Consider the following 19,246-nt stretch of genomic DNA (forward strand, 5'->3'; position numbering starts at 1 on the left):
TGTCGCTACGACGAAGATTCCATGGTGAAATTTTGTTCCCGAAACTCCAAGATTTTGTCGATTAAACCCCATTCCAATGCTTCTTCCGCGGTCATAAAGTGATCGCGATCCATGCCCTTTTCGAACTGTTCGAATTGACGTTTGCAGTGTTTAGCGTAGAGCCGAGTCATCCTATTCTTGGTCTTCAGAATTTCTTCTGCATGAATGAGCATGTCAGAGGCTTGGCCCTGGAAGCCACCCAATGGCTGGTGTATCAAGATGCTCGCGTTGGGTAGTGCTGCACGTTCGCCAGGCTCTCCTGCCATCAGCAGAAAGGAACCCATAGAGCGCGCCGTTCCCATGCACAGCGTATGCACCGGCGCGCGGATGTAGCGCATAGTGTCATACATCGCCAGACCACTTGTAACGACTCCGCCGGGTGAGTTGATGTAAAGACTGATTGGCTTCTTCGGGTTTTCAGCCTCAAGAAAGAGCAATTGGGCGCAAACCAATGCTGAAACAGTGTCGTTCACCTCTCCATTTAGGAAGATGATCCGCTCGCGGAGAAGACGCGAAAAAATGTCGAATGAGCGCTCCCCTCTGCTGGATTGTTCGACAACCATGGGGACGAGTTGCATCGCTTCGCGCATCGGCGAACTCCAATTCTTTTAAACGTTAAAGAAAGCCGTCCGATCAGGCGGCAAGCATGAGGATTTGGCTGTTGTTGTTTGCTGCCTCAATTGTTCTGTCGAGTCGCGCCACATCAAGCTCGTGTATGATCCGCAAGCTCGTTCCTCCGCTCTCATTCGGAGCAATCCTGAACGTCACCGTGCTTTCGACGAATGGCGGCGTGTTATCCCGCATCCTGTAGCTCACTTCTTCGCCCGGCGTTGACGTCGTCGCGTCGGGATTGGCGAGCGCGTCTTGGGGCAGCCAGTTTGCTCGAAATTCGGGGATGCTCAGCGCGCGCCAAACCTTTTCTGTCGGGGCATCGAGTTGATACTCAAAATCTATGCCAGCTCTCTGCTCTTCGGTCTTATTGTCCTTCATTGATCCATATCCTTCAGCAAGACCTTGAGGGCTTCAATCCGTGCCGGCCAATAAGCACGGTATTTTGCAAGCCATTGAGCAATGAGAGACAATCCCTCGGGATCGACCTCATAATTCACGAAACGCCCCTGCCGCTGTTCCCTCACCAGCCGGGCACCGCGCAAGACGGCAAGATGCTGGGACATAGCTGGTTGGCTAATATCCATACCCTCACGCAAGGCGCTGGCGTTCATGCCCCCTGCCGCTAACTTCTCGAAGATCGTGCGGCGGGTCGGGTCGGACAAAGCTCTAAAAATATCATTTTCGATCATGCCAAGACATAAGCACAGACTTATGCGATTCGCAATTCTATCTTAGTTAGAGGCTCAGCCCCCTCTGCCGCCCCATTTGCCACGACACCGAACCGCCCTGGACGAAGCCGGCCACCTCCTTGCCGAGCTGGCGGTCGATGACCGGCCGCCACGGCGGCAGAGCGGACCGGCAGGTTCTTGCCCGCCGCCATCTCGGCCCAGCACGAGCAACTTCACGGTTGCGCAGCGTGGCGGTGAGATTACGGCGATAGCGAATGCCGCCATCCTCGTGCCGGATCGCTCGGCCGATAGATGCCGTCCTCGGCGATGTCCGCGATGGTGGGATCGGATGGGCGGCCGGCCCTGTCAATCGGCCAGATCTCGACGATGCTGCCGGTGCGGGCATCCCTCAACGCGGGTGGCTTCGATGCCGGGAACGTGTGGGGTTCGGCTGTCGATCCCGTCCACCACGACGGTCGGGCTCTCCTATCTCGTCGGTCAGATATTCGTCCACGACACGGCCGACGATCGACACTTCGGACGCGGCGTCGTGAAGGTGGAAAATCGCCGGGTCGAGGCCACCGGCCTTCAGCGCCTTTTGCATGATGCGGATGATGTCGCCGCGCTCGCCCATCTCGCACAGCGTCGGCCCCAATCTCCGTCCCGCCTCCCATCTGCTCAGCGTCTTTCATCGGTTGCCGTCATACCCGCCGCAGATCGAAGCCGGACGGTACCTGAACGGCCACGCCTCGTCCCACGCGGCACATTTCGACGGCGTCCGTTCGCAGTCGAAATATGCCCGGTCTTTGCAACCGCACTGCCTTGCAGCCGGCAGCGACGCGCCTATCTTGCGATTGAGGGCCACGCCTTGGAGACAATCATGGATAGTTCGCGGAAACGCCTTCTGCATGAACTCGCGCTCATTGTCGGCGGGGTCCTTGCCTTCTTCCTCTTCCTGTTCATCACCGGACACGATCCCGACGAGCGGCCCTTGACGCTTCTCGAATGGGTGATCGGAGGGGCCCTCATCGGTCCGGGCTTCGGTTATCTCCTGAAATGGCGAGGTGCGAAATAGCGACGGCATGTCGCCCTTCGCAAACCTTCAGGATTTCCCGCAGGGCCTCATCTGGTCCGGCTGATATTCACCAGCGCGCTGGTGCCGACCTGCGTGAACTGATACGCGACGCCGCTCCTTTGCCAAAAGGCGCTGGTGCTCTCGATCACTGGCTGGCTGTCGAAATCGTCAGGCGGTCCAAGGCGCGCTTTCAAAGCGTCGAGAAGCGCCCCGGGCCTTGGCGTGGAATAGGCGCAGGCCTGATGGCCGTTCCTCCCGACAGACATCCAGTATGACAGACTCTCCGCGCCCTCCGACCCGTCGCGCTTCCATCCGACCAGCTCCACCGGCCCGCCATTATGAGCCTGGAAGCCGCTGCGCCACGCCGAGGTATCGGCATCGCTCATGCGGCGCCAGCCGAGCTTGTCGCCTTCCTGCGCCGCCTCCTGCACGCCTGGGGCCGTGCACAGGGTGAGAAGATGATCGACAGTCAGGTCCGCCGGAGGGGCGGCCGCCGCGCCTGCAGTCCCGATGAGGACGCAGAGAACCGTGACCGCCGTCTTGCGCACCGCAAAAGCTCCGCGAGGGTCAGGAAGGGCCCACCGCATAGTCCACCTTGTTCGACGCTTCATTGAGCAACTGACCCTGATCTGTGCCGACCCGCTTGAGGATGATTGTCCGACTATATGGCAAATCTTGCGCAGATTGCGAGGCCGGGACATCGCTGCCCTTCTGTCATCGCCCGGTCCGCCTCATTTCCGCATCCCCTTCCTCTGCCCCGTCCCTCCTCTGCCCGTCCCTCTCTCCTCTCCGTTCCGAATTTTTGGGCGAGACAAGAGATCGGGATTGACACCCTTCAGAATCATAGACATTTTATATCCAGGATTAGGAGCGATATTATGAAACTCAGCGAAGGCGTGGAGCAGGCCATTCACTGCACGGCGTTCCTGGCGGGACTGTCGAAAGAGGGCGTGCTTTCGGCAGCATCGCTTGCGGAACTGCACGGTGTGTCGACGAGCTATCTCCTGAAGCATTTGCAGGCGCTGTCCGGCGCCGGGATCGTCGTGACGACGCCCGGCCCGAAAGGCGGCTATCGACTGGCGAAGGCGCCGAAGGAGATCAGCCTGCTCGACATCGTCCTCGCGGTTGAAGGACCGGCGCCCGCGTTCCGATGCGCAGAGATCCGCCAGCGCGGACCGAACCCTCTGCCGCAGCGCTACTTCACCAGGCCCTGCCAGATCAACGCCGCGATGCTGAAGGCCGAGAAAGCCTATCGCGCAGAACTCGCCAAGGTCTCCGTCGCGGACCTTCTGGCGGACCTCGGTGCAGACGACGACGGCGGGATCGCCGCCCGCGGATGCGCCTTCCTCGAACTCCACGAACGCAAGACGGGCAATCGCGCCTCGTCATAGGAGAAAGCACTATGAGCAAGATGAAGAAGGTCGTCGTCATCGGCGGCACGGGCCTGATCGGCTCGAAGGCAGTGAAGCTTCTGCAGGACGCCGGCCACGAAGCCGTCGCCGCAAGCTCCCGCAACGGCATCAACGCCTATACGGGAGAAGGACTGGCCGAAGCGCTGACCGGCGCCGACGCCGTCATCGACGTGTCGAACAGGGTGTCCTTCGACAAGGCCGTCATCACCGACTTCTTCGAGACGTCCAGCCGGAACCTGACGCGCGCCGAACAGGCCGCAGGCGTCGGCCATCACGTCGTGCTCTCGATTGTCAATACAGACCGGCTGTCCGCCAATGCCTACATGGCGGGCAAGCTTGCCCAGGAAGAGGTCGTCCGGTCTTCGGACCAAGCCTATACGATCGTGCGGGCAACGCAGTTTTACGAATTCATGGAGACGCTGGTCGACGCCTACGCCGCCGACGGCACCGTGAGCGTGCCGGATATCGACTTCCAGCCGATCGCAGCCTTCGACGTCGCGGCCGCTCTGGTTAAGGCCGCGCTGGGAGAGCCGAAGAACGGGATCGTCGATCTCGCAGGTCCCGACCGCGCAGCCTTCACATCCTTCGCCCGAACCTATCTGGATGCGAAAGGCGACGATCGCCCGGTAAGGGCCGATGCCGCCATCGATTATTTCGGCGCGCCGGTCATGGCCGGTTCGCTGGTGCCTGAGGGAGCCTTCATCAAAGGCCGGATCACGTTTTCCGAATGGCTTCGGGCATGACGCGAGCTGCCGCCAATCCCATTCACTTCCCGCAACACAAGGAAAGTCCCATGTCCCGCTTGAACTGGTCCGAAATCTCCCCCGACGGCGCGAAGGCGCTCTTCAGCGTCCACCACTATGTGACGAAGAAGACGAGCCTGCCGGAAGAGCTCATTCACCTCGTCTTCCTGCGCGTCTCGCAGATCAACGGCTGCGCCCATTGCATCGACATGCACAGCCGCGATCTGCGCAAGACCATGTCCGTCGACAAGGTGACGCTGGTGCCGGTCTGGGACGAGGTGCCGCATCTGTTCACCGACCAGCAGCGGGCAGCCCTCGCCTGGGCCGAGGAGGTGACGAATGTCAGCCAGACCCATGCCTCCGACGAGGCCTATGCCGCCGCCGCGGCCGTTTTCGATCCCAAGGATCTGGTGGACCTGACGATCACGATCGCCGCCATGAACGCCTTCAACCGGCTCGGCGCGCCGTTCCGCCTGCCGGTGGCGGCCAAAGCCTGATGAAGGCTTGCCGGCAGGCGGTTTGCCGTGGACGTTCCGGCTCAGGGCGCCAGATATAGCGGATGATCTATTTTACCGGAGACACCCATTTCGGCGATCCGCGCGTCCTTCGCCTGGACCGCAGGCCCTTTGCCACCATGGCCGAACACGACGTCGCGCTGATCGGGTCCTGGAACGAGACCGTCGCGCCCGAGGACGAGGTCTGGCATCTGGGAGACGTCATGTCGGCGAAAGCCGGCGATTGCACGGCGCTCCTTGCCAGGCTGAACGGCCGGAAGCATCTGATTATCGGCAATAATGATCCAGCAACGACGATCGCGTCGCCGGGCTGGGAGAGCGTCCAGCATTATGCGGAAATTGCGCATGCGGGGCATCACCTGATCCTGTGCCACTATGCCTTCCGCACATGGAACCAGATGGGCAAGAAATCCATCAATCTGCACGGCCATTCGCATGGCCGGCTGAAGCCCCTGCCCCGGCAGTTCGATGTGGGCGTCGACGCGCAGGGGCTGCGGCCCGTCACGCTCGAGGCCATCCTGCAACGCTCCCCGAGAAAACCGGACCTGTAATCCATCTGCTGCGATTTGGGCCGGACGCAGGAGCATGTCCGCATTCGATGCACGGACGCAAAATCTCATTGGGTTGAATTGACTGACCGCCAGTCAGTCGCTATTGCTGTGCGGAACAGGCCTGATCCGGCGGCAATCGGCGGCTTGCCCCTCCTCCTGTCGTAAGGGACGGGCGGGCGCCGATGACGGCCGCAAACCAGGTCCGGCAATACGGAGTTTTTCTCATGATGTCCGTCCTGTCCGCCGCCACGCCGCGCTTGAGGCGCCTCATGATCGGCAGCACCCTGATCGGTCTTGCCGTCACGGCCTGCCATGGTCTGCAGGGCATTTGCCTTGCCGGGGCGATCAACGCGCTTCTCCAGGGCGGCCCGTCGTCGGGGGCCGGATCGCCTCTCGCCTGGCTCGGCGCGGTTTCCGCCATCATCGTGGTCCGGGCCGGCCTTCTATGGTGCGCGGAGATGACCGCGCAGACGACGGCGCTGGCCACCAAGGAGGACCTGCGCCGGCGGCTGCTCGCCCATCTTCTCGATCTCGGCCCGGGCGTGACGCTGCATCGTCGAAGCGGCGATCTCCAGGCGACGATCGTCGGCGGGGTGGAGGCGGTGGAGGGCTATTACAGCCGTTATCTTCCGGCCATCGCCATCGCCGTCATCGGCTGCGCCGCCGTGCTGGCCGTGCTGTCGGTTGTCGACTGGCCCTCGGCGCTGCTGCTGGGCGGCTTCGTCCTCGCCTTTCCGCTGCTCGACCGCGCCTGGATGCGCTGGCAGATGCCTGCCGTGTCCGGCGTCTTCGCGGCAATGGGCGCCTTCGGCGCCGAGCTGCTGGACAGCCTGCAGGGCATGGTAACCCTCAAGGCCTTCAATGCCTCCCCTGCCTGGCGGCAAAGCATTGCCACGCGCGCCGAAACCCTGGCGGAGGAATCGATCCGGGCGGCGGCGGTCACGATGATGCGCACCGGCGTGACCGGCCTTGTCACGCTGGCAGGCATGGGCCTCCTGGTGTCGGTCGATGCCTTTCGTGTCGCGGCCGGTGACCTGTCGCCCTTCGCCCTGTTCCTGGCGCTCTTCCTGGCGCGCGAGGCATTCCGCCCGCTCGACCGTTTGGAGAAGGAATTCCATACCGCCTGGTCGGCCGGCGGCGCGATGCAGGCCATGCACGACCTGCTTTCGCTCGGGCCCCCGGTGGTCGAGCCGACTATGCCCGCACCCCGCCCCGCGGCGACCGATATCTGCTTCGACAGGGTCGATTTCAGCTATCCGGGCAGCGCAGATCCTGCGCTGAGCGATGTCTCCTTCACGGTCAAAGAGAAGGAGTTCGTGGCCATTGTCGGCCCTTCGGGCGCCGGGAAATCGACCCTTGCCGCGCTCCTGCCCCGCTTCTTCGATCCGGGCCGCGGGACCATAAGGATCGGCGGCACCGATATCCGCACTGTGTCTCTCGCCACGCTGCGCAGGCTGCTCGGCGTGGTGTCACAGGATACGGTGCTGCTCAACGGCACCATTGCCGACAATCTGCGCATGGCAAGGCCCGATGCCGGGGATGCGGAGCTGACTGCCGCCATCGAGGCGGCGCATCTGGGACCCTTCCTCCGCAGCCTGCCGCAGGGCCTCGATACGCCGCTCGGCGAACGCGGCGGCGCCCTCTCCGGCGGCCAGCGCCAGCGGCTGGCGATTGCCCGCGCCCTGTTGAAGGATGCGCCGATCCTCCTTCTGGACGAGGCCACCTCGAATATCGATCCGGCGAGCGAGAAGGCCGTCCAGTCGGCGATCGACGGCTTCAGCGGCCGCCGCACAGTGATCGTCATCGCCCATAGGCTTTCCACCATCGCCGCGGCAGACCGGGTGCTCCTCTTCGACAAGGGCCGGCTGATCGAGGCGGGGCCGCCGCAGGATCTGATGACCGCCGGCGGTGCCTTTGCCCGGCTGGCCGCACTGCAAGGAGACGCGTCGTGACCCTCGCCGCAACCTCGCCATCACAAGGCGCCGGCGCTCTGTTCGGCCTCTTGCCGCTCATCAAGGGCAATCGCCGCCGCAAGCTCATCCTCACCCTTTGCTCCGGTATTCTGGCGCAAGGCGGAACGCTCGCCACCCTGGCCATGCTCGCCTTTATCGCCGGACAGGCGGTCGCCGGCGCGCCGCCCGGACATCTCGTGCCGCCCGTCATCCTGCTCGCCATCATCGTGCCGGTCGCGGCCGGCGGGCGCTGGTGGCAGGCGCATATCTCGCACGACTTCGCCTTCACCCTGATCGGCGATCTGCAGCTCGGCATTTTTGACGGGCTGGACCGCGCCGCGCCTTTCGCGGTCCTCGGCAGGCGGACGGGGGACCTCGCCTCCATCGCCACCGGCGATGCCGAGCTGATGGAAACCTTCTATGCCCATACGCTGGCCGATTATATCGGCGCGGTGATTGTGCCGGTGGCGGCGCTGGCGGGCCTTTTTCTCCTCCATCCGCTTGCGGCGCTGACGCTCCTGCCCTTCCTGCTTCTGGTCGCCTCTGTCCCGGCCTGGCTGTCGCGCCGTGCCGGCCAAGAGGGCGAGACGGTGCTGGCGGCGCTCGGTCATCTGAATGCCGAAACGGTGGAGTTCATCCAGAGCCAGCGCGAATTGTCCTTGTTCGGGCGAGGTCGCGATGCTCTGGCGAAATTGCTGGCGCATACGGCGGCGCTTGGCGCCGCGCAGCGGCGCTACGGCTCCCGCGCCGGGCTGGAATATGCCGCCATCGACGCGTTGACCGCCTGTGCCGTGCTGGCCGCATCGCTGGTCGGTCTGCACCTGGTCGAGCGCGGCGTCCTCGGCCTGCCGCTCCTGCCGCTGGTCGTCATCCTGTCCGGCGGCGCATTGGCGCCCATTGCGGAGGTGACGCAGACGGCGCGCAAGTTCGGTGAGTTGAAGGCCGGCGCGCGGCGCATTCTCGACATCTTCCATCAGAAGCCGCGAATCCTCGACCGGGGACATGAGGCGCCGCCGCGAGACACGACCATCCGCTTCGAAGGGGTCGGCTTCGGTTACGGCGGCGCGCGCGCCCCGGTTCTCGCCGGCTTCGAGTGCACCATCCGACCTGGCGAGACGGTGGCTCTCGTCGGTCGCTCCGGCGCGGGCAAGACGACGGCGGCCAATCTCTTGATGCGGTTCTCGGAAACCGATCAGGGCCGGATCACGATCGGCGGCGTCGACATCCGCGACCTGCCGGTCGCCGTGCTGCGCCGGCTCGTCGCCTATGTGCCGCAGGACCTGCATCTGTTCAACCGGTCGGTGGCCGAGAACATCCGTCTCGGCCGGCCGGACGCGACGGATGCGGACGTGGAGCATGCCGCCCGCCTGGCGCAGGCGCATGATTTCATCGCGGCAATGCCGCAGGGCTATGACACGCTGTGCGGCGAACGGGGTGCAAGGCTTTCCGGCGGCCAGCGCCAGCGCATCGCGATCGCCCGGGCGCTGGTGACGCAAGCGCCCATCCTGCTTCTGGACGAGGCCTCCGCCAATCTCGACAGCGAAAACGAGCGGGCCCTCCAGAAGGCGCTGTCCGGCATTCGTGATGCCGGCCGCAGCGTGCTGATGGTCGCCCATCGCCCGTCGACGATCCAGGCCGCCGACCGGATCCTGGTGCTCGATCAAGGCCGCCTGGTGGAGGCCGGCACCCATGCCGCCCTGGCCGTGCCGGGCACGCGTTACAGTCAGCTGATGGCGCTGGCGCAAACCCCTGCGTGATCCGCCAGAACCTTTCGCCGCGGCGCTCGCATTCGCCCCGGGGCCTTGCCGGCAGGGATAAACGGCCGTCACGGCGATTGCCGGCAAGACGCTGAAATGCCGGATGGTGTAAGGATGTGCTCGGCAAAATCAGATGAGCACAGCGATGACCAACGATACGGCAAGACGACCCCGCACCAAATCCGCCGAGATCCGGCGCGAGGAATTGATGGATGCGGCGCAGGCCCTGTTTCTGGAAAAGGGATTTGCCGCCACCAATGTCAGCGAGATCGTCGAGGGCGCCGACGTCGCGAAGGGAACCTTCTATCTCTATTTCAAGACCAAGGAGGATGTGCTGACCGCCTTGCAAATCCGCTTCGTCGAGAGCTTCTGCGAGAAGATCGACGGGGCGATGGCGCAGCACCATGATGACTGGCCGTCCCGCCTCGATGCCTTCGTGGCGGTCTGTCTTGACGCCTATCTCGACTCCATGCCGGTGCATGATCTGGTGTTTCATCAACATCGGCCGGCAAACCGCGCCATGAAAGCGGGCAATCCGGTGATCACCCGGCTGATGGCTCTCCTGAAGGCAGGCGCCAAGGATGCCGCGCTGGAGATGGGGGACCCGCGCCTGACGGCCGTCATGCTGTTCGATGCCCTGCACGGCGCCGTCGACGACTGTCTGGCCTCCGGCAAGCCGATCAGCCGGGCAGAACTCTTCCAGACCGTCGCAAATTTCTATCGCAATGCCCTGCGCATGCGATGACGCGGCCGCAGTCCGGACGCAAAACCGCTAACGCACTTTTGCTGGGCCTTCTCTAGTGAAAATTCCGGCTCTTCACCTTCAGGGTGTCGATGTGCAGGTCGGGAATGAATATGTCGCGTACCTTGTTCGGTTTCGGCCGATCCCGTGCGTCCCCGGCTCCCGGCGAACCATGCGCGAATTCGTCGCCGCGGCCGCTCGGATTCTTGAATGCGGTGTCGCGATCCGCCAGCGCCGAAAGCTCGTCAGACAGATCGTCGAGCTGTCTCGCGATCAGATGCACGACATCCCCCTCTCTCTGGATCTTGCCCTGGATCGCCATCATGCTCGCCGTGAGAACGACGCGCCGCCGCTTCTCGAACAGGCTCGGCCAGACGACGATATTGGCAATGCCGGTTTCATCTTCCAGGGTGATGAACATCACGCCCTTGGCGCTACCGGGCTTCTGCCGCACCAGAACGAGGCCCGCCAGGCACAGCCAGCTCCCGTCGCGGGCATTCATGGCCTCGGCACAGGTGACGATCCGGCGCGCCGAGAGGTCACGGCGCAGGAAGGAGATCGGATGCTCCCGGAGCGTGAGCCCGGCATGGGCGTAATCCTCAACGACATTGTGGCCTTCCGTCATCTGCCGGAGAGCCACGTCCGGCTCCTGCTGCTCGGCAACGGACCTCATCTCCCGCTCGGCGGCGGCGACGAACAGCGGCAGAGGCTCGTCGCGCAGCGCCTTGATCGCCCACAAAGCATCGCGGCGCTCCAGTCCGAAGGCGGGCCGGAAGGCATCGGCCTCCGCGAGCTGGACAAGCGCTGCCGCGGGAACCTCCGAACGCCGCCAGACATCGTCGACGCTCTCGAAAGGCCGCTCCATGCGCGCCGCAACGATCCGGGCGGCATCGGCGACGGCCAGCCCGGCGACCTGGCGCATGCCGAGCCGGATGGCGTGGCGGTCCGAGCCGGGGATCTCTTCCAGGGTACAATCCCATCTTGAATGGGCAACAGAGATCGGCCGGACCTCGACCCCGTGCTTGCGGGCATCGCCGATGATCTGCGCCGGGGCATAAAAGCCCATGGGCAGCGAATTCATGAGCGCCGCGGCAAAGGCATCCGGATAATGGCACTTGATGAAGCAGCTCGCATAGGCGATCAGCGCAAAGGATGCGGCATGGCTTTCCGGAAAACCATAGGAGCCGAATCCTTCCAGCTGCTTGAACGTCCTTTCCGCAAATTCCCGGCTGTAGCCGTTATTGACCATCCCTTCGATCAGCTTGGTCTGGAAGCGCGAGACGCCGCCCGTGAACTTGAAAGTGGCCATGGATTTGCGCAGCTGATCGGCCTCGCCCGCGGTAAAGCCGGCGCAGACCATGGCGACCTTCATCGCGGATTCCTGGAAAAGCGGCACGCCGAGCGTCTTGCCGAGCACTTCTCGCAGTTCCTCGGTGGGATATTCGACCGGCTCCTTTCCCTCCCGGCGGCGCAGATAGGGATGAACCATGTCGCCCTGGATGGGGCCGGGGCGGACAATGGCGACCTGGACGACGAGATCGTAGAAGGTCCTCGGCTTCATCCGCGGAAGCATGGCCATCTGCGCCCGGGATTCCACCTGGAAGGTCCCGAGCGTATCGGCGCGCCGGATCATCGCATAGGTCGCCTGATCCTCCTGCCTTATCCTGGCCAGGTCGAGATCCTCGTTCTTGTGCTCCCGGATCAGGTCGAAGGCCTTCTGCATGCAGGTGAGCATGCCGAGCGCCAGCACGTCGACCTTCATCATCTTCAAGGCTTCGACATCGTCCTTGTCCCATTCGATCACCTGACGGTCCTGCATCGCCGCCGGCTCGATCGGCACCAGGTCGTCGAGGCGCGAACGGGTGAGCACGAAGCCGCCGACATGCTGGCCGAGATGGCGTGGCGCACCCATCAGCTCGCGCGCCAGGCGCAGCGTCATCACGAGCCGGTAATCGTCGGGATTGAGGTTCAGTTCACGCACATTGCGCTCGGTGATCTCCTCCGACCATGACCAGAGGCCGGAGGAAAGCGCCTTCGTCACATCCTCGGGCAGGCCCATGGCCTTGCCGACATCCCTGATCGCACCCTTGGCCCGGTACCGCGTGACGGTGCAGACAAGCGCCGCCCGGTCGCGGCCATAGGTCTTGTAGATCCACTGGATCACCTCTTCGCGCCTCTGGTGCTCGAAATCCACGTCGATGTCCGGCGGTTCATTGCGCTCCTTGCTGACGAAGCGCTCGAACAGCAGGTCATTGGTTTCCGGATCGATCGAGGTAATGCCGAGAATGTAGCAGATGGCGGAATTGGCCGCCGATCCCCGGCCCTGGCACAGGATGCCCTGCGAGCGCGCAAAGCGGACAATGCTGTAGACGGTCAAGAAATAGGGGGCGTAATCCATCTCCTTGATGAGGTCGAGCTCATGCCTGACCGACCGCAGGACCTTCTGCGGGAGCCCCTCGGGATAGCGGATCGGAATGCAGTCGCGCACGCACTGCTCGAGCGACTGCTGGGCATCCAGGCCGTCGATCAGCGCCTCTTCGGGATATTCGTAGGTCAGCTCCTCGAGACTGAACTTGCACTGCTCGACGATTTCCAGGGTCCGCGCCAATGCCTCCGGATAGCGCGGAAAGAGACGCTCCATCTCCTCCGGCGGCTTCAGATAGCGATCGGCATGCCGCTCGCGATCGAAGCCGACATCGTCGATGGTCGTATTGTTGCGGATGCAGGTGACGATGTCCTGAAGCTGCCGCCGCGACGGCTCGTGAAACAGGACGTCATTGGTGACGACCGTCTTCACCTTGAACCTCGCCGCCATGGTCGCCAGGTCGTGGAGCCTGAGCTGATCATTCGGCCGACGCCGGAGGCAGAGCGATACATAGGCGCGCCTGCCGAATATCTCGGCCATCTTGCGCATCTGGATGGCGCAGCCATCATCCGCGAGATCCGGCACGAGGATGCCGATCATCCCCTCGGCATAAAGGGCGAGGTCCTCGAGGTGGAGGATGCAATTGTCCTTGCCGCCCCTGCCCTTGCCCAGCGTGATGAGCCGGGTCAGCCTGGAATAGGCGGCCTTGTCCACCGGATAGACGAGGACCGACATCCCATCCTGCAGATCGAGGCGGCAGCCGACGACGAGGCGGATGCCGGTCTCCCGCGAGGCTTCGAGCGCTCGAACGATTCCGGCCAGCGAATTCCGGTCCACCACGCCAAGCGCCTCGATGCCGAGTTCCTTCGCCGTCTCGAACAGTTCACGCGCCGAGGACGCTCCCCGCAGGAAGCTGAAATGCGTGGTCACCTGAAGCTCGGCATAGCTCATGCGAAGATTCCGTGCATGAACCACCTGTGCGATCCGGTTTCGGGATCCAGGCCGTCGCCGGAACGGAAGATCCAGAAGCGTTCGCCCTCGTCGTTCTCGATCGCGAAATAATCCCGCACCGCCTCCAGCTCGTTCGGATGCTTCCACCATTCGCCGAACACGCGCTCCGGCCCGTCGGCCCGTTTCACCCGGTGGCGCCGGCCGCGCCATGTAATGCTGGCGGGTGGATAATCCGGCAGAAGCGCAATGGCCTGGATCAGCTCGGGCCTGTCGAAGAGCCTGATGGGCCTGCGCCAGTGGCTGACCCAGCCCGCGGTCTCCTCGGCATCCACGGCCTCTATCCGCCGCACGCTGCGCTCGGGAACATCCGATGCAAAGGGCGCCACGCGATAGACCCGCTGCCCGCGATTGGCGAAGATGTCGATCAGCGGCGTGACATCCTGTACCTCCTCCTCGACCAGCGAGGAGGCCTTCTGCTCCTGCGCCAGCGGCTCGGTCGAAACAGCGACGAGGACGAGCTTTTCAATGCCGAAACCGGGTTCGATCTTCTCTGTCCGGTCTTTGAAGAGCTTGGTCAGCCAGGCGATATCGCGCGCGGGCTTGGCGGTTCCGGCGCGTATCGCCTGGATGGTATTGTCGACCTTGTGGACGATGAGGTCCGTCCGCCGCACCCCGAGGCCGCGCCTTTCGAGCTCAGTGACCAATTGCACGACCAGCCTGCCGACATATTTGTTGATCGTCTCGGCGGCACCGATGGGTTCCTGAAAGGCACGCGAGACCTCGACCAGCTCCGCCGTCCGGATGGGATCGATCGGGTCCGACATCCGGCCATACATCTGGTCGAGCCGGCGGCCGACCTCTGGCCCGAAGCGAAGGGCAAGCGGCGCTCTCGGCGTATTGGAAAGCTCGCCGATCGTCTGGAAACCGAGGACGCGGAGATCCTGGACGACCTTTTCCGGCAGCCGCAGCAGCGAGATCGGAAGCGCCTCGACGGCGCGTATGATCTCGCCCGGCGGAACGATGACGACATCCCTGCTGATGGCGCGGACGCAGGCATGCGCCGCTCCCCATGTATCGGCTATCGCCACCCTGGCTGTGAGTTTGCGGGAACGGAACAGGTTGACGATGCCGGTGATCATCGGCAGTTCGCCGCCCTGCAGGTGATCGGCCCCTTCCGTGTCCATGACGATGCCGTCCGTCCCGTCGACGGCGACGATGGGCGAATAATGACCGAGCGCCCAGAGGCCAAGGCGGTCCAGCGCCGCCGCATCCGCGGCAGGATCGGCATCGACGAGCAGCAGGCCGCGGAAGATGGCCTGCGCCTTGGCAGCGGGCATGCCCACACGCACCCCCGCCTTCCTGGCGGCGGCATCGGCAGCCGAGACCCATCGCTTCGACCCTGCGCGGGCGATCACGGCCAGGGCCTGCTCAGGCGGAATGGAGGGATCGGCGCGACGAATGCGATCCGTCGGCAGATCCGGAAGATATATGGATACGACCCTTGTCATCACACGCTCCGACGTGAAACTCAGCACATTCGCCCGCACGCGATCTCATCAGCTCCAAAAACCAGCGCGGCCGCCCGACGCCCGGCACCGGAAGCTCCTCTGATGGCAGAACACTCACTCTCCACCGCGTCGTCGCCGCCGTCGGCTGGCCGAAGTCATTCGCCTCGGTCTGCCGCCGCCACCGCCGAACCGCCAGGGCGATGGTTCCCGTTCGCTCGGCGACGAGATGAAGCCGTCTGCTCACCACCATCGGCAATCGAACCATTTCGCCGACCACCGCCCCGAGGCCGCCGAAACTCAGGGCCTCCTCCATATTGGCGGCGACATCCTCCTCCTTGTCGCCCTCCACGAAGATCACTCTCTTCGGATGCAGTCCCGCCTGTGCAAGCGCCGGAAAGAAAAGATCCGGCCGGGTCAGGCACCAGACGACCGGTCCCCTTGTGCGCGCCGCAATGCCCGCGGCAAACAAAGCTGCCGCCGCGCCATCGACGGTTCCTGATCCTCCGCCCGCAAATTCATGCAGGGCCCCCAGGGCCAGACCGCCCCCCGGCAGCACGGCATCGATCTCCGGCACGCCGAAAGGCAGGCAGCCGGCTTTCGCGACGCCCTCTCCCTGGATGGAGGAGATGCGTTCGCGCAGATCAGCAAGAACTTGATCGCGGGCAGCCGACATCGTTCGCGCAAATCCTTTCGGCTCACGTTGGGGGTTAATACAGCATCATGCCGCCAGAAATGCCTGATGTTCTCTTTCTGTTCCGTTATCGGCAGGGAGTCAAGTCGCTCGAAAATAGGAAAACAATCTCAGAACTTTAGCAAATCCTCAGATTTTCGTTTTGAATCAGTTCGCTAGGAAGCTCCCCCAACCGACCGGTCTTATTGAAGAAAATTTTTTACCCCGAAATCGAAAAGGCCCGTTGCATCCAGGTCTCACCGGTTTCCTCGACGAAGGTCTGCTCCTGTCCACATTTGTCCGGCTTCGTTCCGGCTTCGGCTGCTTGACAAAGCCGAACCAGGATCAGATCACGGACCCTTGGAAAGCCGCAGTGACAGACATGCTGGATGAAAGACATGCTTTATGAGTGAAAAGAGATCTCCTTTGGAGGCATTGGCAAGACAGCTTTACCGCGACCACAAACAGACCTTCGATCTCATTTTGCCCCAGCAGGAAACATCACCTTTCGTCACGGCCGCGCATCAAATTTTCGGCGATCCGCCCCAGGCCGGCAAAATCGTCCGCGTCCAGGATCAGCCGTTCATCCTCACCGGCAGTGGCAAGGCTATTACGAATTTTTTCCCCCTTGCCTGGCATGAGGCGCTGGGCGCGATCCCGCGCGCGTGGAAAGGCTGCGAAAAATGGTGGGCCGGCTATCCCATCGCCATGTGGATGGAGCAAAGGGCGGGCGATGACAAGGCACGGGGCTATCTCGTCCTCAATGCGGAGATTGGTCCTCTGGCGGATCACGACCTGCGTCAGGATCTGATCACCTGCATAGCATCCGCCGCGGCCGAAAAGGGCATGACGCGCATAAGGTTTCCAGCGCGCGCCACCGCGCGATCCAGCCTCTATTCCCGCTTCCTTCGAGACAATGCCATCGCCCTCGAAAACCCCCAATCCGCCCGGGCCATCGAAACCAGGCTCCTTTCCTTGCTGAGCGGTTTTGCACCCGAGATCGACTGCGTCGCCGACGCGCTCGCCTGCTTTGGCCGCAAGGCCCAACCCGGTGCCGAACAAAGCTGAGCGCCCCTTCCCGCTCTCCTTCCCGCTCTCCTTCCGCTCCCCGTCCTGCCGCCTCCCATCAGCTCCTCCGGCGCATCCTCAAGCTCCGCCGCCTGCTGAAAACGCTCTTGCAATCAGGTAGGAATTCGTTAACCACGTAAAGGCTGATTCACGCTCAGATTGCAGACGCCGAATCGCGTTCCATATGTGCCGATGGCCCTTCAGAGGATGCCGGCATGACGGAGACGGTCCCGACATGAGGTCGGGCACCCCTGGGGTTAACCGTTAGAAGTGCTCACAAAGTTGACGGCCTGTTGCTGGACCTTGCGATGAGGTCCTGGCGCGCGCCTTTGCCCGCGGACTTTTAACATGACCAGCATCATGACGAACACGGCGGCCATCGCCGCTCTCCAGACACTTCGTTCTGTTTCCAGCCAGCTTTCCGAAAACCAGAACCAGATCAGCAGCGGGCTGCGCATCGAAACTGCCGCCGACAATGCTGCCTACTGGTCGATTTCCACGACCATGACATCGGATGCCAAAGCGATCACGGCTGTTGCCGACTCGCTTGGCTTCGGCGCGGCCATTGCAGACACCGCCTATTCCGGAACGCAGGCCATCGTGCGCGTTCTTGATGACTTCAAGGCGAAACTGGTGGCCGCGAGCGAGCCGGGCGTCGACACGTCGAAGATCCAGAAGGAACTGGTTCAGTTGAACGCCCAGGCGGAAAGCATCGTCGCCTCGTCCAGCTTCAGCTCCATCAACTGGCTTTCCACCGAGGCCTCGACGCATCTGATGGAAACGCAAAATTTGCAGTCTTCGCTCGTATCCTCCTTTTCCCGCCTGGCAAACGGCACCGTCTCTGTCGAAACGACGGATGTGAACCTGAAATTGACGAGCATGCTGAACCGCGGCGGCGGCGGTATCCTGCAGAAGGAATTATGGGGCGTCGGCGATATCGGCGGCTTCCGAAGCACCGGAATCAACTCCGTTGCCCATCAGGGTCATGAAAGCCGGATCTTTACCGGCCCCGCAAGCTTTGCAACCGGAGACTACATCCTCTTCGACATCAACGTGGATAGCGGCGACCATTCCGCCGGCCTCGATTTCATGGGGCTGACGATCGACAAGGCGGTGGTGGACAGTGCCCTCGGCATCACCACCGGCGAGATCAATAGTGCAGACGACATGCGCAAGGTCCTCCAGGCGGTGTTCACGGCCAATGGGGTGCCGGCTACCGCCTATGAGGGACTGTTTTCCGGCGGCCTGGGATCAAACCTCTTCGAGATCGGCTCGCGCGAAACCTCCGGCGAACCCGGTTCGAGCATCACGATCTCCAATGTGACATCGGACTTCAACGGTGCCAAGCCCGCAGGCTTTGCCCTGGGTCTCGAAGGTCCGCCGAAGGACAATCACGACAACATGTATCCGAAGGCAAGTATCGACTTCACCAAGCCCTTCACCGTCTCGCCGAAGTCGGAAATCTTCTTTGACGTGCAGGTTGGCTCCAATGCGCGCCAGACCTATACGATCGACCGGACCACGGTCGATGCGGCCCTTGGCACCACGGACGGTGCCATTGTCGATGCCGCAAGCCTTGCTGCCGTCATCGCCTATGCCTCGGCCGGAAGCGCCCTGACGGTCACGGCATCCGGGCCACGGCTGACATTTGCGGCGGATCAGGCGACGTTTCCGGAAGCCGGAAACAGGGCGGCCCGCGTCTTTGTCGGCAATGTCCAGTCCATCCCGCCCTGGGCCTTGGAATTCGATCTCGCCGAGATCGACATCACCGGCGACAGGTTCACCCTGGCGGAGTATCTGACTGGCGTCGAATACATGCTCCAGCGGTCCATAGATGGGGCAAGCATGATCGGCGCGGTGAGCGCGCGCATCCAAATGCAGACGGAATTCACCCAGTCTCTGCTGGATACGATGGAGCGCGGCGTCGGCCGGCTGGTCGATGCCGATATGAACGAGGCTTCGACCCGGCTGAAGGCGCTGCAGGCCCAGGAACAGCTGGCAATCCAGTCGCTCCAGATCGCCAATAGCAGCGCGCAGAATCTCATGAAGCTGTTCAGCTGACGCTGTGTCAGGGCCAAAGGTAGAGCCAGGGCCAGGAGGCCGGTATGGCTTCCCGGGCCCGCAAGATCCGAGGCCGCGGCCTGTTATTTGACGAGGACGAAGACCTTGCGGACCGGATAGGCATAGGGCTCGTCGTTCACGAAGGTGAAGCCATGGCGCGACAGGCAGCCGCGCAGCGCGGGCGCGCCAAACCGGCTGTCATAGGCAATCACCGGGCCGGTCGTTCCATAGAGTTCGAGGCTGCACCGGGCCTGCGCATTATTATAGGCGATCGTCAGGTGACGGTCGCCGGCGATTGGCACCGCCCCGTACAGGTGAAGGTCGGATCTTGCCTCTGCCGTCGCAACCGCGCAGGTCAGTCCCAGTCCCAGTCCCAGTCCTAGGGCCATGCCCAATGCCAGCTTGAACTTCATCATCATCTCTCCCAATAGCGCCACAAGCGGTCAATCGATCGGTCGGCAGCTTTGCCCCCGAAGCGGGAGGCCCGCACGCAATCACGGCTCCGGACCGTGAACGACGATCGCTCCTGCTTCGTGCTGCGACTAACGGGATCTGTT

The 19,246-nt window shown here is 63.1% G+C and carries 19 protein-coding genes and 1 pseudogene; 10 read left to right on the plus strand and 10 right to left on the minus strand.

Going from position 1 to position 19,246, the window contains the following annotated elements; genetic code table 11:
• Positions 1 to 5: 5 nt before the first annotated feature.
• The 5 genes and pseudogenes from QTJ18_RS16695 to QTJ18_RS16715 form a co-directional block, all read right to left on the minus strand.
• Entirely contained in the window at positions 6 to 629 is a 624-nt protein-coding gene (locus QTJ18_RS16695) for an ATP-dependent Clp protease proteolytic subunit (RefSeq protein ID WP_252751302.1), read from the minus strand.
• A 43-nt stretch (positions 630 to 672) separates the two neighbouring features.
• Entirely contained in the window at positions 673 to 1,029 is a 357-nt protein-coding gene (locus tag QTJ18_RS16700; RefSeq protein ID WP_252751303.1) for an SRPBCC family protein, read from the minus strand.
• A complete protein-coding gene (locus QTJ18_RS16705) occupies positions 1,026 to 1,340 on the minus strand; it encodes an ArsR/SmtB family transcription factor (RefSeq protein ID WP_252751304.1) in 315 nt (104 codons plus the stop codon). Before QTJ18_RS16705 ends, QTJ18_RS16700 begins: the two co-directional genes overlap by 4 nt.
• A gap of 46 nt (positions 1,341 to 1,386) precedes the next feature.
• Positions 1,387 to 1,500, minus strand: a pseudogene (locus tag QTJ18_RS25600) (DUF3363 domain-containing protein); the annotation flags it as partial.
• A 228-nt stretch (positions 1,501 to 1,728) separates the two neighbouring features.
• Positions 1,729 to 1,974 carry a DUF3363 domain-containing protein gene (locus QTJ18_RS16715; RefSeq protein ID WP_252751305.1) on the minus strand — a complete coding sequence of 82 codons (246 nt, stop codon included), beginning with the start codon at positions 1,972 to 1,974 and terminating at the stop codon, positions 1,729 to 1,731.
• 225 nt (positions 1,975 to 2,199) lie between these two features.
• Between QTJ18_RS16715 and QTJ18_RS16720 the strand changes: the two genes are divergently transcribed.
• Entirely contained in the window at positions 2,200 to 2,394 is a 195-nt protein-coding gene (locus QTJ18_RS16720) for a hypothetical protein (RefSeq protein WP_252751306.1), read from the plus strand.
• Positions 2,395 to 2,441: 47 nt separating this feature from the next.
• On the opposite strand, the gene QTJ18_RS16725 is transcribed toward QTJ18_RS16720, so the two are convergent.
• A complete protein-coding gene (locus QTJ18_RS16725) occupies positions 2,442 to 2,942 on the minus strand; it encodes a hypothetical protein (protein ID WP_252751307.1) in 501 nt (166 codons plus the stop codon).
• A gap of 330 nt (positions 2,943 to 3,272) precedes the next feature.
• On the opposite strand from QTJ18_RS16725, the gene QTJ18_RS16730 reads away from it, so the two are divergent.
• The 7 genes from QTJ18_RS16730 (at position 3,273) to QTJ18_RS16760 (ending at position 10,069) form a co-directional block, all read left to right on the plus strand.
• The gene (locus tag QTJ18_RS16730; RefSeq protein ID WP_252751308.1) at positions 3,273 to 3,785 is read left to right on the plus strand and encodes an RrF2 family transcriptional regulator; all 513 of its coding nucleotides are present in this window, start codon (positions 3,273 to 3,275) and stop codon (positions 3,783 to 3,785) included.
• A gap of 11 nt (positions 3,786 to 3,796) precedes the next feature.
• Positions 3,797 to 4,549 carry an SDR family oxidoreductase gene (locus QTJ18_RS16735; protein ID WP_252751309.1) on the plus strand — a complete coding sequence of 251 codons (753 nt, stop codon included), beginning with the start codon at positions 3,797 to 3,799 and terminating at the stop codon, positions 4,547 to 4,549.
• A 50-nt stretch (positions 4,550 to 4,599) separates the two neighbouring features.
• Positions 4,600 to 5,046: a carboxymuconolactone decarboxylase family protein gene (locus QTJ18_RS16740; protein ID WP_252751310.1), complete on the plus strand. Its 447-nt coding sequence runs from the start codon at positions 4,600 to 4,602 to the stop codon at positions 5,044 to 5,046.
• Positions 5,047 to 5,108: 62 nt separating this feature from the next.
• On the plus strand, positions 5,109 to 5,615 hold the full coding sequence (locus tag QTJ18_RS16745) for a hydrolase (protein ID WP_252751311.1): 507 nt from the start codon (positions 5,109 to 5,111) through the stop codon (positions 5,613 to 5,615).
• A gap of 224 nt (positions 5,616 to 5,839) precedes the next feature.
• Entirely contained in the window at positions 5,840 to 7,567 is a 1,728-nt protein-coding gene (locus tag QTJ18_RS16750) for an ABC transporter ATP-binding protein/permease (protein ID WP_289851946.1), read from the plus strand.
• Entirely contained in the window at positions 7,564 to 9,324 is a 1,761-nt protein-coding gene (locus QTJ18_RS16755) for an ABC transporter ATP-binding protein (protein WP_252751312.1), read from the plus strand. The genes QTJ18_RS16750 and QTJ18_RS16755 overlap by 4 nt, the downstream gene beginning before the upstream one ends.
• A gap of 145 nt (positions 9,325 to 9,469) precedes the next feature.
• The gene (locus QTJ18_RS16760) at positions 9,470 to 10,069 is read left to right on the plus strand and encodes a TetR/AcrR family transcriptional regulator (protein WP_252751313.1); all 600 of its coding nucleotides are present in this window, start codon (positions 9,470 to 9,472) and stop codon (positions 10,067 to 10,069) included.
• 52 nt (positions 10,070 to 10,121) lie between these two features.
• Here the strand turns inward: QTJ18_RS16760 and QTJ18_RS16765 are convergent, their stop codons facing one another.
• Genes QTJ18_RS16765 through QTJ18_RS16775 form a run of 3 tightly spaced genes read right to left on the minus strand, consistent with a single transcriptional unit; the run spans position 10,122 to position 15,563 of the window.
• Complete coding sequence (locus QTJ18_RS16765) at positions 10,122 to 13,382, minus strand: error-prone DNA polymerase (protein WP_252751314.1); 3,261 nt, start codon at positions 13,380 to 13,382, stop codon at positions 10,122 to 10,124.
• Positions 13,379 to 14,890 carry a Y-family DNA polymerase gene (locus QTJ18_RS16770; RefSeq protein WP_252751315.1) on the minus strand — a complete coding sequence of 504 codons (1,512 nt, stop codon included), beginning with the start codon at positions 14,888 to 14,890 and terminating at the stop codon, positions 13,379 to 13,381. Before QTJ18_RS16770 ends, QTJ18_RS16765 begins: the two co-directional genes overlap by 4 nt.
• The gene (locus QTJ18_RS16775) at positions 14,811 to 15,563 is read right to left on the minus strand and encodes an ImuA family protein (protein ID WP_252751316.1); all 753 of its coding nucleotides are present in this window, start codon (positions 15,561 to 15,563) and stop codon (positions 14,811 to 14,813) included. The genes QTJ18_RS16770 and QTJ18_RS16775 overlap by 80 nt, the downstream gene beginning before the upstream one ends.
• A 402-nt stretch (positions 15,564 to 15,965) precedes the next feature.
• Here QTJ18_RS16775 and QTJ18_RS16780 point away from each other — a divergent pair, with 402 nt between their 5' ends.
• Complete coding sequence (locus QTJ18_RS16780) at positions 15,966 to 16,628, plus strand: hypothetical protein (protein ID WP_301557812.1); 663 nt, start codon at positions 15,966 to 15,968, stop codon at positions 16,626 to 16,628.
• A gap of 348 nt (positions 16,629 to 16,976) precedes the next feature.
• Complete coding sequence (locus tag QTJ18_RS16785) at positions 16,977 to 18,689, plus strand: flagellin N-terminal helical domain-containing protein (protein ID WP_252751318.1); 1,713 nt, start codon at positions 16,977 to 16,979, stop codon at positions 18,687 to 18,689.
• 83 nt (positions 18,690 to 18,772) lie between these two features.
• On the opposite strand, the gene QTJ18_RS16790 is transcribed toward QTJ18_RS16785, so the two are convergent.
• Positions 18,773 to 19,108 (minus strand): hypothetical protein, encoded by a 336-nt coding sequence (locus QTJ18_RS16790; RefSeq protein WP_301557813.1) that lies wholly within the window; start codon positions 19,106 to 19,108, stop codon positions 18,773 to 18,775.
• Positions 19,109 to 19,246: the final 138 nt, after the last annotated feature.

It is taken from the genome of Rhizobium sp. SSA_523 (assembly GCF_030435705.1).
In the GTDB taxonomy this organism is placed as follows: domain Bacteria; phylum Pseudomonadota; class Alphaproteobacteria; order Rhizobiales; family Rhizobiaceae; genus Neorhizobium.

Bases quoted from the DNA above. Each gene is read 5' to 3' on its own strand.
- QTJ18_RS16745 (WP_252751311.1), top strand. From the start codon at position 5,109: ATGATCTATTTTACCGGAGACACCCATTTCGGCGATCCGCGCGTCCTT.
- QTJ18_RS16730 (WP_252751308.1), top strand. From the start codon at position 3,273: ATGAAACTCAGCGAAGGCGTGGAGCAGGCCATTCACTGCACGGCGTTC.
- QTJ18_RS16705 (WP_252751304.1), bottom strand. From the start codon at position 1,340: ATGATCGAAAATGATATTTTTAGAGCTTTGTCCGACCCGACCCGCCGC.
- QTJ18_RS16790 (WP_301557813.1), bottom strand. From the start codon at position 19,108: ATGATGATGAAGTTCAAGCTGGCATTGGGCATGGCCCTAGGACTGGGA.
- QTJ18_RS16765 (WP_252751314.1), bottom strand. From the start codon at position 13,382: ATGAGCTATGCCGAGCTTCAGGTGACCACGCATTTCAGCTTCCTGCGG.
- QTJ18_RS16750 (WP_289851946.1), top strand. From the start codon at position 5,840: ATGATGTCCGTCCTGTCCGCCGCCACGCCGCGCTTGAGGCGCCTCATG.
- QTJ18_RS16785 (WP_252751318.1), top strand. From the start codon at position 16,977: ATGACCAGCATCATGACGAACACGGCGGCCATCGCCGCTCTCCAGACA.
- QTJ18_RS16780 (WP_301557812.1), top strand. From the start codon at position 15,966: ATGAGTGAAAAGAGATCTCCTTTGGAGGCATTGGCAAGACAGCTTTAC.
- QTJ18_RS16760 (WP_252751313.1), top strand. From the start codon at position 9,470: ATGACCAACGATACGGCAAGACGACCCCGCACCAAATCCGCCGAGATC.
- QTJ18_RS16700 (WP_252751303.1), bottom strand. From the start codon at position 1,029: ATGAAGGACAATAAGACCGAAGAGCAGAGAGCTGGCATAGATTTTGAG.
- QTJ18_RS16740 (WP_252751310.1), top strand. From the start codon at position 4,600: ATGTCCCGCTTGAACTGGTCCGAAATCTCCCCCGACGGCGCGAAGGCG.
- QTJ18_RS16695 (WP_252751302.1), bottom strand. From the start codon at position 629: ATGCGCGAAGCGATGCAACTCGTCCCCATGGTTGTCGAACAATCCAGC.
- QTJ18_RS16720 (WP_252751306.1), top strand. From the start codon at position 2,200: ATGGATAGTTCGCGGAAACGCCTTCTGCATGAACTCGCGCTCATTGTC.
- QTJ18_RS16735 (WP_252751309.1), top strand. From the start codon at position 3,797: ATGAGCAAGATGAAGAAGGTCGTCGTCATCGGCGGCACGGGCCTGATC.
- QTJ18_RS16770 (WP_252751315.1), bottom strand. From the start codon at position 14,890: ATGACAAGGGTCGTATCCATATATCTTCCGGATCTGCCGACGGATCGC.
- QTJ18_RS16775 (WP_252751316.1), bottom strand. From the start codon at position 15,563: ATGTCGGCTGCCCGCGATCAAGTTCTTGCTGATCTGCGCGAACGCATC.